The 15,949-nt window shown below is 53.2% G+C and carries 8 protein-coding genes, 3 tRNA genes and 3 rRNA genes; 4 read left to right on the top strand and 10 right to left on the bottom strand.

Features of this window, described 5'->3' with window-relative positions:
• The first annotated feature begins 5 nt into the window (after positions 1-5).
• Complete coding sequence (locus ACR42C_RS01820; RefSeq protein ID WP_316379823.1) at positions 6-581, top strand: transcriptional regulator; 576 nt, start codon at positions 6-8, stop codon at positions 579-581.
• On the opposite strand, the gene ACR42C_RS01815 is transcribed toward ACR42C_RS01820, so the two are convergent.
• Both ACR42C_RS01815 and ACR42C_RS01810 read right to left on the bottom strand, forming a co-directional pair.
• A complete protein-coding gene (locus ACR42C_RS01815) occupies positions 578-1,168 on the bottom strand; it encodes a LysE family translocator (protein ID WP_316379824.1) in 591 nt (196 codons plus the stop codon). The genes ACR42C_RS01820 and ACR42C_RS01815 overlap by 4 nt on opposite strands.
• Before the next feature lie 37 nt (positions 1,169-1,205).
• Positions 1,206-2,051, bottom strand: a complete 846-nt coding sequence (locus ACR42C_RS01810) for an AraC family ligand binding domain-containing protein (protein WP_479984674.1) — start codon at positions 2,049-2,051, stop codon at positions 1,206-1,208.
• Positions 2,052-2,219: 168 nt separating this feature from the next.
• Here ACR42C_RS01810 and ACR42C_RS01805 point away from each other — a divergent pair.
• Positions 2,220-2,295, top strand: a tRNA-Phe gene (locus tag ACR42C_RS01805).
• A 220-nt stretch (positions 2,296-2,515) separates the two neighbouring features.
• Here ACR42C_RS01805 and rrf read toward each other — a convergent pair.
• The 5 genes from rrf to ACR42C_RS01780 all read right to left on the bottom strand — a co-directional run bounded on the left by rrf (position 2,516) and on the right by ACR42C_RS01780 (position 7,647).
• Positions 2,516-2,631 (bottom strand): 5S ribosomal RNA (gene rrf, locus ACR42C_RS01800).
• 71 nt (positions 2,632-2,702) lie between these two features.
• Positions 2,703-5,607: ribosomal RNA gene (locus ACR42C_RS01795) — 23S ribosomal RNA — on the bottom strand.
• Positions 5,608-5,777: 170 nt separating this feature from the next.
• Positions 5,778-5,853: transfer RNA gene (locus ACR42C_RS01790), tRNA-Ala, on the bottom strand.
• Positions 5,854-5,961: 108 nt separating this feature from the next.
• Positions 5,962-6,038, bottom strand: a tRNA-Ile gene (locus tag ACR42C_RS01785).
• Between the two features lie 69 nt (positions 6,039-6,107).
• A 16S ribosomal RNA gene (locus ACR42C_RS01780) occupies positions 6,108-7,647 on the bottom strand.
• The 16S, 23S and 5S rRNA genes sit together here with 2 tRNA genes alongside, the layout of an rRNA operon.
• A gap of 496 nt (positions 7,648-8,143) precedes the next feature.
• Here ACR42C_RS01780 and ACR42C_RS01775 point away from each other — a divergent pair.
• Positions 8,144-9,097, top strand: coding sequence for a nickel/cobalt transporter (locus ACR42C_RS01775; RefSeq protein WP_479984673.1), 954 nt, complete (start codon positions 8,144-8,146; stop codon positions 9,095-9,097).
• Between the two features lie 33 nt (positions 9,098-9,130).
• Here ACR42C_RS01775 and proP read toward each other — a convergent pair whose 3' ends face one another.
• The gene (proP, locus tag ACR42C_RS01770) at positions 9,131-10,633 is read right to left on the bottom strand and encodes a glycine betaine/L-proline transporter ProP (protein WP_041911505.1); all 1,503 of its coding nucleotides are present in this window, start codon (positions 10,631-10,633) and stop codon (positions 9,131-9,133) included.
• 652 nt (positions 10,634-11,285) lie between these two features.
• On the opposite strand from proP, the gene kdgT reads away from it, so the two are divergent.
• Positions 11,286-12,278 carry a 2-keto-3-deoxygluconate transporter gene (kdgT, locus tag ACR42C_RS01765; protein ID WP_080330013.1) on the top strand — a complete coding sequence of 331 codons (993 nt, stop codon included), beginning with the start codon at positions 11,286-11,288 and terminating at the stop codon, positions 12,276-12,278.
• 58 nt (positions 12,279-12,336) lie between these two features.
• On the opposite strand, the gene ACR42C_RS01760 is transcribed toward kdgT, so the two are convergent.
• On the bottom strand, positions 12,337-13,212 hold the full coding sequence (locus tag ACR42C_RS01760; RefSeq protein WP_479984672.1) for a diguanylate cyclase regulator RdcB family protein: 876 nt from the start codon (positions 13,210-13,212) through the stop codon (positions 12,337-12,339).
• Complete coding sequence (crfC, locus tag ACR42C_RS01755) at positions 13,209-15,563, bottom strand: clamp-binding protein CrfC (protein WP_479984671.1); 2,355 nt, start codon at positions 15,561-15,563, stop codon at positions 13,209-13,211. Before crfC ends, ACR42C_RS01760 begins: the two co-directional genes overlap by 4 nt.
• Positions 15,564-15,949 lie beyond the last annotated feature (386 nt).

Below are 15,949 nucleotides of genomic sequence, written 5' to 3'. Positions count from 1 at the left end.
CAACCGTGCAACGCGAAGACGTACTGGGACAAGCCCTGCAACTACTTGAGATTCAAGGGATCGCCAGCACCACGCTTGAGATGGTAGCCGACCGTATCGATTACCCTCTGGATGAGCTAAAGCGCTTCTGGCCGGATAAAGAGGCGCTGCTTTATGATGCCCTACGCTATCTTAGCCAGCAGGTGGATATCTGGCGCAGGCAGCTAATGTTGAATGAAGATCTGACGGCTGAGCAAAAGCTGCTGGCGCGCTACACCGCCCTGACAGAATGCGTCAGCAACAATCGTTATCCGGGCTGCCTGTTTATTGCTGCCTGTACGTTTTACCCCGATCCTGGCCATCCAATACACCAGCTGGCGGATCAGCAAAAACGTGCGGCGCATGACTTCACCCATGAACTGCTGACAACGCTTGAAGTGGATGACCCGGCAATGGTCGCTAAGCAGATGGAGCTCGTACTGGAGGGCTGTTTGAGCCGCATGCTGGTGAACCGTAGCCAGGCAGATGTGGATACGGCGCACCGTCTGGCGGAAGACATTCTGCGCTTTGCCCAGTGTCGTATGGGTGGGGCGTTGACCTAGACCAGCATGCCCGCCCAGGCAGAGATGAGAAGACATAGCGCCATCAGGCGCTGAAACCGCACCATCGCCACGGTGGTGCGAAACACCCGGCTTACCGCCTTCCCCAGCCACGCCCAGCACATCAAACACATCACAGAAATCAGTAAGAACCATAGCGCCATCAGCGCAATATCTCTTAACGGGTGAATGCTCGCGGGGGCAAAAAGACTCACTACCGCCAGCGCCATCATCCACGTTTTCGGATTCACCAGCTGCAGCAGCGCTGCGGCTTGCGCCGTGAAACGATGAGGCGCCTTCTCAGCAATATTCGCCGCAGGTGCGCGATACAGCTGCCAGCTCATCCAGGTGAGCCACAGTACGCCTGCCCAGCTCATTGCCTGGCGTATCAGAGGAAACTGGCGCAACACCTCCCCGGCGCCAGCGCCCGATACCAGCACAATCAGACTCGCCGTAATACATCCCCCCAAAATGGCAGGGACGGTATTTTTCACGCCAAAGTGCTGGCTGTTGGTGAGAACAAGAATATTCGTCGGACCGGGCGTTATCGACGCAACAAAGGCAAACAGCAGATAAGGCATCAGGCTCACAGGGGGCTCCTTTTTTCTTAGAGCCATCACTGTGCCGTTATTTTCTGGAAACGTCTGGAAGGTTTGTGCACAACCGGCGGTAGTGGGCGGGGGAAATGCGGTATGCGCGCTGGAACCAGCGTCCCAGATGGCTCTGGTCTGCAAAGCCGAGCGCTGTAGCGACATTAACAGGCTGCTCGCCGTGCGCCAGCAGCTGTCGCGCCTTTGCCAGACGCAGCTGAATAAGCCAGGCGTGCGGCGCCAGGTTGAACTCACGCTTAAAACAGCGCGTCAGCGTAAAGCGATCCGTGCCCGTCTCGCGCGCAAGGTCTGACAGCCCCACGTTCTCGCCGATATGCGCATAAAGATAGTCACGTGCGCGGTGCGCCACGGCAGCGCTCTGTAGCTGCGACGGGAGTTTCTTACGCCAGTGGCAATGGGAGGTGATCTGAGAGAGCAGGTTATCCATTGTGCTTTGCTGCACAATTTTCATCTCATCGCTATGCAGCGCGTTAAACGTCTCGCCGATAGAACGGACCAGCTGAGGTTCTCGCGTTAGCGTTTGAGCAAAGTGAAGCGAGTAGCGGTCCGGCGTGGCTTCATATAATCCCCGGAGGGTGCGCGTCAGCCATTGCTCGTCAAGATAGAAGGTCAGATAGGTAAAGCCCCCTTCCACAGGCGCGTCGCCGTCGTGAATTTCACCCGGCTCCAGTAAGAACGCATCACCCGGATAGCTGCGGTGACGTTCGCGACGACAGTGGAACTGCTGGGTGCCTGAAAGGGTAATCCCCACCAGATAGCTATCGTGCCAGTGGGGATCGAAGGCATGGCCTTCGAAGTGCGCTTTAATCGTTTCAATACCGGTATCCGCATGCTGACGGAGCTCAAGCCAGTCTTTTGCCATACTGCCCTCCTGTTGTTATCAGCATTGCCTCACAGGCTGGTATTGTCTGGAAGATTTGTGCATTTTCACGGCGAAAACGAACAGATTGCCGCAAACTTAAGCAGTTGAACAGCTTTTCCTGAAATAATGTTGACGATAAGGCGCGATTGCGGTTTAATGCGCTCCGTTGCCCGGATAGCTCAGTCGGTAGAGCAGGGGATTGAAAATCCCCGTGTCCTTGGTTCGATTCCGAGTCCGGGCACCACTATTTAAAGAACCCAGCCTATGGCTGGGTTTTTGCTTTTCTGCGTTTATAAATCCCTTCTTTATATTCTTGCTTCTCTTTGCCGTGGGATCGTGCGGCCTGCGTTGCCGGATGGCGGCTTTGCCTTATCCGGCCTACCAAGCCCGCAGCGCTACTGGTTTTTTCTACGCACAAAGCAAAAAACCCCGCACCTTACGGTACGGGGTTCTTCTTAATTGATGCCTGGCAGTTCCCTACTCTCACATGGGGAGACCCCACACTACCATCGGCGCTACGGCGTTTCACTTCTGAGTTCGGCATGGGGTCAGGTGGGACCACCGCGCTAAAGCCGCCAGGCAAATTCTGTTAATCTGTATCAGGCTGAATATTGTTTGTGTCTCTCACCGCCAAAACACCTTCGGCGTTGTAAGGTTAAGCCTCACGGTTCATTAGTATCGGTTAGCTCAACGCATCGCTGCGCTTACACATCCGACCTATCAACGTCGTCGTCTTCAACGTTCCTTCAGGAGACTTAAAGTCTCAGGGAGAACTCATCTCGGGGCAAGTTTCGTGCTTAGATGCTTTCAGCACTTATCTCTTCCGCATTTAGCTACCGGGCAGTGCCATTGGCATGACAACCCGAACACCAGTGATGCGTCCACTCCGGTCCTCTCGTACTAGGAGCAGCCCCCCTCAATTCTCCAGCGCCCACGGCAGATAGGGACCGAACTGTCTCACGACGTTCTAAACCCAGCTCGCGTACCACTTTAAATGGCGAACAGCCATACCCTTGGGACCTACTTCAGCCCCAGGATGTGATGAGCCGACATCGAGGTGCCAAACACCGCCGTCGATATGAACTCTTGGGCGGTATCAGCCTGTTATCCCCGGAGTACCTTTTATCCGTTGAGCGATGGCCCTTCCATTCAGAACCACCGGATCACTATGACCTGCTTTCGCACCTGCTCGAGCCGTCACTCTCGCAGTCAAGCTAGCTTATGCCATTGCACTAACCTCCTGATGTCCGACCAGGATTAGCTAACCTTCGTGCTCCTCCGTTACTCTTTGGGAGGAGACCGCCCCAGTCAAACTACCCACCAGACACTGTCCGCAACCCGGATCACGGGTCCACGTTAGAACACCAGCCATTAAAGGGTGGTATTTCAAGGACGGCTCCACGCAGACTGGCGTCCACGCTTCAAAGCCTCCCACCTATCCTACACATCAAGGACCAGTGTTCAGTGTCAAGCTATAGTAAAGGTTCACGGGGTCTTTCCGTCTTGCCGCGGGTACACTGCATCTTCACAGCGAGTTCAATTTCACTGAGTCTCGGGTGGAGACAGCCTGGCCATCATTACGCCATTCGTGCAGGTCGGAACTTACCCGACAAGGAATTTCGCTACCTTAGGACCGTTATAGTTACGGCCGCCGTTTACCGGGGCTTCGATCAAGAGCTTCGCGTTGCCGCTAACCCCATCAATTAACCTTCCGGCACCGGGCAGGCGTCACACCGTATACGTCCACTTTCGTGTTTGCACAGTGCTGTGTTTTTAATAAACAGTTGCAGCCAGCTGGTATCTTCGACTGATTTCAGCTCCACCCGCAGGGGCTTCACCTACATATCAGCGTGCCTTCTCCCGAAGTTACGGCACCATTTTGCCTAGTTCCTTCACCCGAGTTCTCTCAAGCGCCTTGGTATTCTCTACCTGACCACCTGTGTCGGTTTGGGGTACGATTTCGTGTTACCTGATGCTTAGAGGCTTTTCCTGGAAGCAGGGCATTTATCACTTCAGCACCGTAGTGCCTCGTCATCACGCCTCAGTGTTAAAGTGAACCGGATTTGCCTGGAACACACACCTACACGCTTAAACCGGGACAACCGTCGCCCGGCTGACATAGCCTTCTCCGTCCCCCCTTCGCAGTAACACCAAGTACAGGAATATTAACCTGTTTCCCATCGACTACGCCTTTCGGCCTCGCCTTAGGGGTCGACTCACCCTGCCCCGATTAACGTTGGACAGGAACCCTTGGTCTTCCGGCGAGCGGGCTTTTCACCCGCTTTATCGTTACTTATGTCAGCATTCGCACTTCTGATACCTCCAGCAGCCCTCACAGGCCACCTTCGACGGCTTACAGAACGCTCCCCTACCCAACAACGCATAAGCGTCGCTGCCGCAGCTTCGGTGCATGGTTTAGCCCCGTTACATCTTCCGCGCAGGCCGACTCGACCAGTGAGCTATTACGCTTTCTTTAAATGATGGCTGCTTCTAAGCCAACATCCTGGCTGTCTGTGCCTTCCCACATCGTTTCCCACTTAACCATGACTTTGGGACCTTAGCTGGCGGTCTGGGTTGTTTCCCTCTTCACGACGGACGTTAGCACCCGCCGTGTGTCTCCCGTGATAACATTCTTCGGTATTCGTAGTTTGCATCGGGTTGGTAAGCCGGGATGGCCCCCTAGCCGAAACAGTGCTCTACCCCCGAAGATGAGTTCACGAGGCGCTACCTAAATAGCTTTCGGGGAGAACCAGCTATCTCCCGGTTTGATTGGCCTTTCACCCCCAGCCACAGGTCATCCGCTAATTTTTCAACATTAGTCGGTTCGGTCCTCCAGTTAGTGTTACCCAACCTTCAACCTGCCCATGGCTAGATCACCGGGTTTCGGGTCTATACCCTGCAACTTAACGCCCAGTTAAGACTCGGTTTCCCTTCGGCTCCCCTATACGGTTAACCTTGCTACAGAATATAAGTCGCTGACCCATTATACAAAAGGTACGCAGTCACACCACGAAGGTGCTCCCACTGCTTGTACGTACACGGTTTCAGGTTCTTTTTCACTCCCCTCGCCGGGGTTCTTTTCGCCTTTCCCTCACGGTACTGGTTCACTATCGGTCAGTCAGGAGTATTTAGCCTTGGAGGATGGTCCCCCCATATTCAGACAGGATACCACGTGTCCCGCCCTACTCTTCGAGTTCACAACCTGTGTGCTTTCGTGTACGGGACTGTCACCCTGTACCGTGCGACTTTCCAGACGCTTCCACTAACACACAAGCTGATTCAGACTCCGGGCTGCTCCCCGTTCGCTCGCCGCTACTGGGGGAATCTCGGTTGATTTCTTTTCCTCGGGGTACTTAGATGTTTCAGTTCCCCCGGTTCGCCTCGTTAACCTATGTATTCAGTTAACGATAGTGTGACGAATCACACTGGGTTTCCCCATTCGGACATCGCCGGGTCAAAGGTTCATATCACCTCGCCGGCGCTTTTCGCAGATTAGCACGTCCTTCATCGCCTCTGACTGCCAGGGCATCCACCGTGTACGCTTAGTCGCTTAACCTCACAACCCGAAGATGTTTCACTTCTGATTGCGAAAATTTGAGAGACTCGAACACACATTAACTGTGTGTCGTTTCAATTTTCAGCTTGATCCAGATTTTTAAAGAGCAAAACTTCGCAGTGCACCTTTTCAGGTTCACTCTGAAGTTTTCTTGTGTTCGCAGTAAAAGATGGTGGAGCTATGCGGGATCGAACCGCAGACCTCCTGCGTGCAAAGCAGGCGCTCTCCCAGCTGAGCTATAGCCCCATCGTATTACAAATCTCTGTACCGGTAATTTTTCCTGAGACAAGGCGTGGAAACGCGAAGCATACATCAGTATGTGAGCGTTGCCGCAACGCAGTATCAGGGAAAATTTGGTAGGCCTGAGTGGACTTGAACCACCGACCTCACCCTTATCAGGGGTGCGCTCTAACCACCTGAGCTACAAGCCTGCAGAGATTTTTACTGCTGTTTTTCATCAGACAATCTGTGTGAGCACTGCAAAGGCAGGTTCTTTAAGGTAAGGAGGTGATCCAACCGCAGGTTCCCCTACGGTTACCTTGTTACGACTTCACCCCAGTCATGAATCACAAAGTGGTAAGCGCCCTCCCGAAGGTTAAGCTACCTACTTCTTTTGCAACCCACTCCCATGGTGTGACGGGCGGTGTGTACAAGGCCCGGGAACGTATTCACCGTGGCATTCTGATCCACGATTACTAGCGATTCCGACTTCATGGAGTCGAGTTGCAGACTCCAATCCGGACTACGACGCACTTTATGAGGTCCGCTTGCTCTCGCGAGGTCGCTTCTCTTTGTATGCGCCATTGTAGCACGTGTGTAGCCCTACTCGTAAGGGCCATGATGACTTGACGTCATCCCCACCTTCCTCCAGTTTATCACTGGCAGTCTCCTTTGAGTTCCCGGCCTAACCGCTGGCAACAAAGGATAAGGGTTGCGCTCGTTGCGGGACTTAACCCAACATTTCACAACACGAGCTGACGACAGCCATGCAGCACCTGTCTCAGAGTTCCCGAAGGCACCAATCCATCTCTGGAAAGTTCTCTGGATGTCAAGAGTAGGTAAGGTTCTTCGCGTTGCATCGAATTAAACCACATGCTCCACCGCTTGTGCGGGCCCCCGTCAATTCATTTGAGTTTTAACCTTGCGGCCGTACTCCCCAGGCGGTCGACTTAACGCGTTAGCTCCGGAAGCCACGCCTCAAGGGCACAACCTCCAAGTCGACATCGTTTACGGCGTGGACTACCAGGGTATCTAATCCTGTTTGCTCCCCACGCTTTCGCACCTGAGCGTCAGTCTTTGTCCAGGGGGCCGCCTTCGCCACCGGTATTCCTCCAGATCTCTACGCATTTCACCGCTACACCTGGAATTCTACCCCCCTCTACAAGACTCTAGCCTGCCAGTTTCGAATGCAGTTCCCAGGTTGAGCCCGGGGATTTCACATCCGACTTGACAGACCGCCTGCGTGCGCTTTACGCCCAGTAATTCCGATTAACGCTTGCACCCTCCGTATTACCGCGGCTGCTGGCACGGAGTTAGCCGGTGCTTCTTCTGCGGGTAACGTCAATCGACAAGGTTATTAACCTTATCGCCTTCCTCCCCGCTGAAAGTACTTTACAACCCGAAGGCCTTCTTCATACACGCGGCATGGCTGCATCAGGCTTGCGCCCATTGTGCAATATTCCCCACTGCTGCCTCCCGTAGGAGTCTGGACCGTGTCTCAGTTCCAGTGTGGCTGGTCATCCTCTCAGACCAGCTAGGGATCGTCGCCTAGGTGAGCCGTTACCCCACCTACTAGCTAATCCCATCTGGGCACATCTGATGGCAAGAGGCCCGAAGGTCCCCCTCTTTGGTCTTGCGACGTTATGCGGTATTAGCTACCGTTTCCAGTAGTTATCCCCCTCCATCAGGCAGTTTCCCAGACATTACTCACCCGTCCGCCACTCGTCACCCGAGAGCAAGCTCTCTGTGCTACCGTTCGACTTGCATGTGTTAGGCCTGCCGCCAGCGTTCAATCTGAGCCATGATCAAACTCTTCAATTTAAGTTTGATGCTCGTGAATTAAACTTCGTAATGAATTACGTATGTTCACTCAGAGACTTGGTATTCATTTTTCGTCTTGCGACGTTAAGAATCCATGTCACTTTGAGTGCCCACACAGATTGTCTGATAAATTGTTAAAGAGCAGTTGCAACGCGGCTTTCAGCTCACCGTTGCGAGGTGGCGTATATTACGCTTTCCTCTTTCAGAGTCAACCCGTTATTTCAGGATTTTTTCTCTTCAACCGACCGGGTTGTCTGTGAAGTGATTCACATCCGCCGTGTCGATGGAGGCGCATTATAGGGAGTTCTCCGCAGGCCGCAACCGTTAAATAACAGAAAAATGACTGACTGCTGCATTCCACAGCAAAACCCCGCCTTATACCTTTTTACACACAGACTTATCCACAATTACATCAGGATCCCGGTGCGATCCTGCGAACTGAAAGGGAAGATCATCTATACTAGCGGCAAATATTCTTCTCCGCAGAGCCCCCTTCATGAATACACAACGCCTGCGCCGCGACTGGCACCTTCCTGGAGCCGGGTTAATATTGCTGGCAATCCTCTTCGCGGGATTTACCCTGCATACGCACTGGAACGCCTTTATCCAGTGGTGTCTTGCCACGCAAATTACCCTGCACCGTTATCTGGTGATGTATCTGCTGCAGCTTAACAACCACCAGTACAGCGGCGGATTATGGCTCTTAACGGGCGCTTTCCTCTATGGCGTCCTTCACGCCATCGGGCCGGGGCATGGAAAATTCATAATGACGACCTATCTGACCACCAATAAGGAGAGCGAGCTGGCCGCCCGCGTGGTCCCCTTCATTGGCAGCCTGATGCAGGGCGTTAGCGCGATTCTGTTCGTCTTTATTCTGGCGGTGGGGTTTAACCTCGCGTCAGGCGATATCAGTACCAGCCGCTGGTACGTTGAGAAGATAAGCGCCGTGCTGATTGGCGCGTTTGGTGCTTTCATCATTTACCAGGCGCTGAAGAGCCTGCGTCCGCGCAGAATGACGGTCTCCACCATTAATCCGCTCCATCAGCATAATGAACGCTGTGGCTGTGGCCATCATGGCGTGGGCGTAGATCTGACACAAGGTGACTGGAAAACGCGTCTGGGCGTCATTCTGGCTATTGGCGCACGCCCGTGCAGCGGTGCGATCATGATTCTGATGTTTTCGAACGCGCTGGGCATTGTCACCTGGGGGATGGCGGCCGTTATGACCATGTCCTTAGGAACGGCACTCTCTATTATGGGGCTATCACTGGCGGTTCGTTATGCCCGTGAACGCACGGTGGCATGGTTCGGAGGAAATAGCTCGTTAAGATGGCTGGTGCCGGCAGTTAAAATTGCCGGAGGGGTCGTCCTGATCCTGTTCGCGACCATTCTTTTCCTGACGGTCATCCCCATCAGCGCCAACGGCGACTACATCGCCGCCGGATGCTAATAAAAGAAAACCCGCCGTTGGCGGGTTTCTTTATTACTCGTTAATCCGAGGATGTTGATCAACAAGACGGGAGCGTTTCTTCTGCAGCTCTTCAATCTCTGCGTCGATATCCTCAATCTTCTGCTCAACGTTGTCGTAATGCTCGCGCAGGATCTCTTTCGCTTCCTGAATATCGGATGCCGCAGGCGTCGCCCCTTTCAGAGGACGGTTTGCCGTCTCCTTCATGGTCAGGCCGGTCGCCAGACCGACTACCGCGATAACCATCAGGTAATAGGCTGGCATCATCAGATTCTGCGTGCTTTCCACCAGAGAGGCAGCAAGCGTAGGCGTCAGGCCAGCAATCAGAACAGAGATGTTGAACGCTGCCGCCAGCGCGCTATAACGAATGTGCGTCGGGAACATCGCAGGTAACGTAGATGCCATCACCCCGATAAAGCAGTTCAGGATCACCGCCAGCATCAACAGACCCGCGAAAATCAAACCCAGCACGTTACTGTTGATCAGAATAAAGGCCGGGATCGCCAGCGCAAACAACGCCACACTCCCCAGGATGATAAACGGTCGACGGCCAAAGCGGTCGCTCAGCAGACCCATAATTGGCTGCACGAACAGCATACCCACCATGATGGCGATAATGATCAGCACGCCGTGATCTTCCGAGTAGTGCAGGTTATGCGACAGATAGCTCGGCATGTAGGTCAGCAGCATGTAATAAGTGACGTTGGTGGAAATCACCAGACCAATACAGGTCAGCAGGCTGCGCCAGTGCTTCGTCGCAATCTCTTTAAAGGAGACTTTCGGACCATCCTGCAGGCCTTCGCGGTCACCTTGCTCCAGTTTCTCAACGTGCTGCTGGAAGGCAGGCGTCTCTTCCAGCGCGTGACGCAGGTAAAGACCGATAATACCCAGCGGAAGCGCGATAAAGAACGGGATACGCCAGCCCCAGTCGAGGAAGTTCTCCTCACCGACCACGGTTGAAATCAGAACCACGACGCCCGCGCCCATCACAAATCCGGCAATCGAACCAAAGTCCAGCCAGCTGCCCATGAAGCCGCGCTTACGGTCAGGGGAATACTCCGCGACGAAGATCGACGCACCGGTATACTCGCCCCCGACGGAGAAGCCCTGCGCCATCTTACAGAGCAACAGCAGAATAGGTGCCCAGATGCCGATCGTGGCATAGGACGGAATCAGGCCGATACAGAACGTACTGATCGACATAATGACAATGGTGATAGCAAGTATTTTCTGGCGACCGTATTTGTCACCGAGCATACCGAAGAACAGACCGCCCAGCGGGCGAATGAGGAAGGGAACGGAGAACGTACCCAGTGCGGCAATCATCTGCAGGCTGGGGTCAGCCCCGGGGAAGAACACTTTACCTAACGCGTAGGCGACAAAGCCATAGACACCAAAATCGAACCATTCCATCGCATTACCAAGCGAGGCTGCAGTAATGGCTTTACGCAGTTTTGCGTCATCAATAATGGTGACGTCGCGCAGTGTGATGGGTTTAACCTTTTTCCTTCTTAGCATAGCTATCCTCGTTGACTCGGCCCTGTCTGTTTCACAGTCCAGTTAGCGTGCTGCGAACCATGGGATCCGCTCCATGCGAATCGCCTTATTCAAGCGTAGCAGGTTTACTTACATTGACGTTTTCCGTCGATACAACCGAACCTGTTGACGCCTGTCTGGGCAGTTAATGACCTTTTTACCCTACCAGCGTTTATATTTGTGATCAACTTCACACATATATTTATGCTGCGTAAAGTGAAGACAGCATTTGTCAACTTCCGCAAATAAGACCTTTCTCAACCCTTCCCTTGATAATGATTTTCAGCATGATCCGTTTTCTTTTTATCCCGGAATATAAAGGCAAATTTTTACAAGAGATTTACATAAAACCTCACCTGACAGAACGCGTCGTAAAGTTTACATTCAATATGTGATACAGATAACTAAAACATCGTTTTATTTTCATTGAATCATTATTCCAGTGATCGCATGATAATTCCCGAAACATAGCACCAGGTGCTTTCTGGCAAGAGAAAAGAAGAGCACTTACTGCATTTTGGTTGCGGGGTTATCAAATACAAACCATCAAAAAACCCTTCATCAAGTTGAATTTATTGATTTTTTATTTACACCTGCCGCTCGCCACGAGTGGTAAAAATTATGAGGGTTGTATATGAAGATTAAAGCCACGATAGAACGTATACCGGGTGGTATGATGCTGGTGCCGCTGGTACTCGGCGCCATTCTGAATACATTAGCACCTGATACCGGGGCTTATTTTGGTGGTTTCACAAAAGGGATGATTACGGGTACCGTTCCCATCCTGGCCGTCTGGTTCTTTTGTATCGGCGCATCCATTAATTTACGCGCTACGGGTACCGTATTACGCAAATCCGGAACGCTGGTGATAACCAAAATAGCGGTCGCCTGGGTTGTCGCAATGATATGCGCGATGTTCATTCCGGAAAATGGAATTCAGACCGGTTTCTTCGCCGGGCTATCCGTCCTGGCGATTGTCTCGGCGATGGATATGACCAACGGCGGGCTGTATGCCAGCCTGATGAACCAGTACGGAACGAAAGAGGAGTCCGGCGCATTTGTTTTGATGTCTCTGGAATCCGGCCCGCTCATGACGATGCTGATCCTGGGGTCTGCTGGCCTGGCTTCTTTTGAGCCGCACCACTTTGTCGGCGCGATCCTGCCGTTTCTGATCGGTTTTGCCCTGGGTAATCTGGATCACGATCTGCGTGATTTCTTCAGCAAAGCTACGCCAGTGCTGATCCCGTTCTTTGGCTTTGCGCTGGGCAACACCATCAACCTGAACGTGATCCTTGATACGGGACTGCTGGGGATTGTGCTGGGTGTCGCGGTTATCATCATCACCGGTATTCCGCTGATTATTGCCGACCGCGTGATCGGGGGAGGAAACGGCACGGCGGGCGTCGCCGCCTCTTCAGCCGCAGGCGCTGCCGTCGCAAACCCGGTAATTATTGCCCAGATAAACCCGGCCTTTGAACCGGTAGCCGCTTCCGCAACGGCACTGGTTGCCGCCAGCGTGATTGTCACCGCGATCCTGGTGCCCATCATCACGGCGCTTTACGCGAAGCGCTACGGAAATGTGCAAGAGATCCAGCCTGAACCGAAACCGATTGAGATGAATCATTAACACACCGCACCCGTCTATCCCCTCTCCCCTATGGGGAGAGGGTCAGGGTGAGGGGGGTTCAACCAAAAATCTCCTCCACCATCGCATCCACCAGCCGTTTTGCCGAACACAGCCTCGGCATACCCAGCGCGACGGTCTGCCAGCTTTGCGTTACTGACCAGCTAACCGGGTGTGCATCCGCCTGACACCAGTCGCCGAGCCAGCCCAGCATGTCTTTATGATCGATTAAACCCGACGAAGCGGGCGTAGTCAGCCACTGATGATAAAAATGGCGCGTCGTGGGAGACGCACTGATACCCTGAGCCAGGTAGTTGGCAGCCATGCTGCGTAAATTATCCTTGAGCATTGCCGACACATCGTCGTTCGCCAGACGGCATGCATCGCCAAATGCTCCCCAGCGCAGCTCTTCGAGGACGATGAAGCAGCGCCCGGCCAAAGACCAGCCATCATAGTGGCCGGCTCGCCAGCGGGTGAAAATTTGTTCACTGTGCTCGCCCGCCTGTACCGTCAGTCCACGCTGGGTCAGCGCCTTTTCTTTATAGGCAGCACGTTGGGTAAAATGAGAGGAGAGCTGCGCGTACTGCTCAAGCAGGCCGGGGGATGGCTGAGCGCGCAAGTGGGCCTGCTGGCGCAGCGCAATCAGTTTATCGGCCATCAGCGTCAGCGCGAGATGGCCCGGATCCAGCATGCCGGCAAGTTTTTCCGCCAGCCCCAGGCGCAGGGCCGCGTTCTCATTAAGCATTCCCGCCATCGCCCAGGGCCGTAGCCGGGTGTGCGTCATGATTTCCTGAGTCAAACGCTCACGAAACTGCAACTGCTGCGGCCCCAGATGGGGATATCGCGCCGCGTCCACGCCCTGCACAAGATCGACCATAAACTTGGGATGAATACACTCCAGCGTCCGCCCGGGACCGTCCAGTAGCTGTGTTGTCATGGTTGCTCTGCCGCGAATAGTGTTTGAATATCATCGCGTAACAGTCGGGTATCTTCCTGAATCCACGCCGCAGTCGTAATGCTTTGCTTCAACAGCTGGCTGAGCGCTCGGGTCGAATGCTCATTTTGTTGACGCACTGCGAGGCTATCACGCAAGCTTTCCTGTAAGCCGGTCAGGCATAACGAAAATTCTGCAAAGAACGTCGCCATTCCGGCCGTAACAGAGACATCGACCTGAGCGGACAAAGCTTTACGTATTTGTTCACAAAACTGATCAATATGTTGCTTAAATTTGTCATGCAGCTGCGCAATGTCGATAACATAGCGCGTGCGCGTGACCACATAATCATCCCAGCCCCAGCCAGGATTATTCAGCCACCGCGAAACGGTTTCACGCATACTGCTCCCGGCGGAAGGCTGACCTGCCGGGCGGTTATCCTCCGCAATAGCATCGTTAAACAGGGACCGCGTATTGAAATTAAGCTGGTTAGCCTGAAAAGCCGGGAAGCTGATCCGCGCCCGGAAGCCGGCATGGCTCAGATGCTCTTTAATACGCGTTTCAATGGGGCGCATAGCTTCATTCAGCGAACGCGCCAGCGTAGATTCCAGCTGATCGAAGCGTAACGCCAGCTCCCTGCAGATTTTCGTCTGCGCATCCAGCATGATCAGTTCACAGGAGGAGCGAATTTTACTCAGCGCGATCTGCGCCTGCCCTTCATCATCCAGAACCAGCTGTTTCAGCTCTTGCGGTTCGTCACCGCGGTGATTCAGCTGGTCAATGCCTGCCAAATCAAGAATATTGTGAGTGCTGAAAACCTGATCAATCGACTGATGAAGCGCCGTTTTCTGGGCCCCCATAAAGTCCGCGGTAGCGTTCAGCGCCTGCTCAACTTCATGTTTCACCTCATCGCTCACCGCGCGCTGACGCGTTTGCAGCAGCGCCATATCTTCTTCAAGACGCGCGATGTTCATTTCCAGCGCCTCAAAGGCCACCGTCAGCCCCTGATAGCGGAAGTCGAGATACTCCCGGGCATTCTGCGCGTAGTTGAGCAACTTATGCGACGCCGAACGCAGCGCGAATAACGAGGCATTGGCATAGGCGGCGTAAATCAGTTTGCGTATCGGTTGTTCAAACAGCGAATCTTCCCACAGCAAATCGGCTGCGTGACGGATATGGTCAATATCGTCCAGGTCCGCCGTACGCCAGCGGCGTCCGAGGGCAGCTTCAGCAAAATCCTGCACCCAGGGCTGCTCCTGATGATCCGGCAGGCGTCCGTGGCTATTCATTTCGTAGCGGGCGCGGTTCGCCAGATACGCCCACATAGATGAAACAGGGTAGATCTGGCCAGGCGAAATATTGCCTTTCATTAAGGTACCAGAGATCATCGCCCTGACCTGCTCTTCATCGTCGCTATTGCGATCCTTCTGGTCGAATTTATTCACCAGCGCATAAAGAGGCACTGATTTCCCCGCCACCGAAATAGCCTGACGGACCTCTTCATCAGAAATAGATTTAAGCTGGGTATAATCCATCACCGCCAGCACCGCCGACGCGCGGGCGAGCTGTTCGCTAAGCATTTTTTGCAGATGCGGTTGTCCGGCCTCATTGGGGCCGGGGGTATCGAGCAACGTCAACTGCCCGAGGTGGGCATCCAGACCCGCAAGATGCACGAACTCCACTTCAATCACCGGAATATGTTCGATGGCCGCGTATTCGGAAAACGGAAACGCCACGCCCAGCGCCTGGGAGAGTCTCACCAGGTCATTGAGACTTTTCAGGCAATGAAATATTGGCTGCGCGCCCAGATGATGCTTTTCAAAGGCCTCGCCTCTCTCAATGCGTTCAAGCAGCGTATTCATGTCCTTATCAATTTCCAGGTGCAGAGCCAGCTTGCCGCGATCGTAATCGCAGAGCTTTTTCTGCAGCAGGTGGATCAAATCATCAATAGGAGAGGCATGTGAGAAGTGGAGCACCGGCTCCTTCTGGCCTGGCGTATGACGGATCAGCGTAGGAAGCGCCGTCATTGGGCGGTTGCGGTTCGGCAACACTTCGGTACCTACAATGGCATTAATGGTGGTCGATTTCCCCGCTTTCATCGTGCCAACGATAGCCAGAACCATTTCCAGACGTGTTATTTTGCGTAATTCATTATTCAGCGTTGCCTGCTGTGCTTCGACGCCCCGCGCACTAAAATGCAAAGGCAGAACGTTGTTCTTTTCTCCCGTAATAGCCGCCGTCGTGTTCTCCAGCATCGCTGTCGGCATTGACCTCAGGGTATCGAGATTTTGCAGGGCGAGCTGTAACAAACGTTCAGCTTCCTGGCTTAATTCAAAAATGGTCTGTGTGTGCATGATAAAAGCCTTTCCTTAACGCAAATTTATTACTTTTATTAAGCCACTTGTTTTAATTATAATGTTCAGGCTTATATGATCACGTGTGGAAAACATGTTCACCGGAATATAACTGATTGAAGATAATCAGAAATAAATGGCTATCCCTGCATGGCGTGTAAAGCTCTCCTCAAGGCCCGGAAGCCAAAAGATAAAAAGCCTGACCCATTTTAAGAAGCTCCAGGATATATCATCATTATTTACCCACCTAAAAAGAGAGGGATAGGCCGCCGCCATAAGAAATGTATGGCAGCAAAGTTCGAAGATAAATAACAATGTGTTGCTTCACCTTATCTGAAATGAAGGTGCGTAGCAATTTGCCGTAATAAAATATTCGATATATTTAG

It is taken from the genome of Enterobacter sp. MG-EB028 (assembly GCF_056673305.1).
The sequence above is the reverse complement of the archived record's forward strand: the minus strand, read 5'-3'. Positions and strand labels throughout refer to the sequence as shown.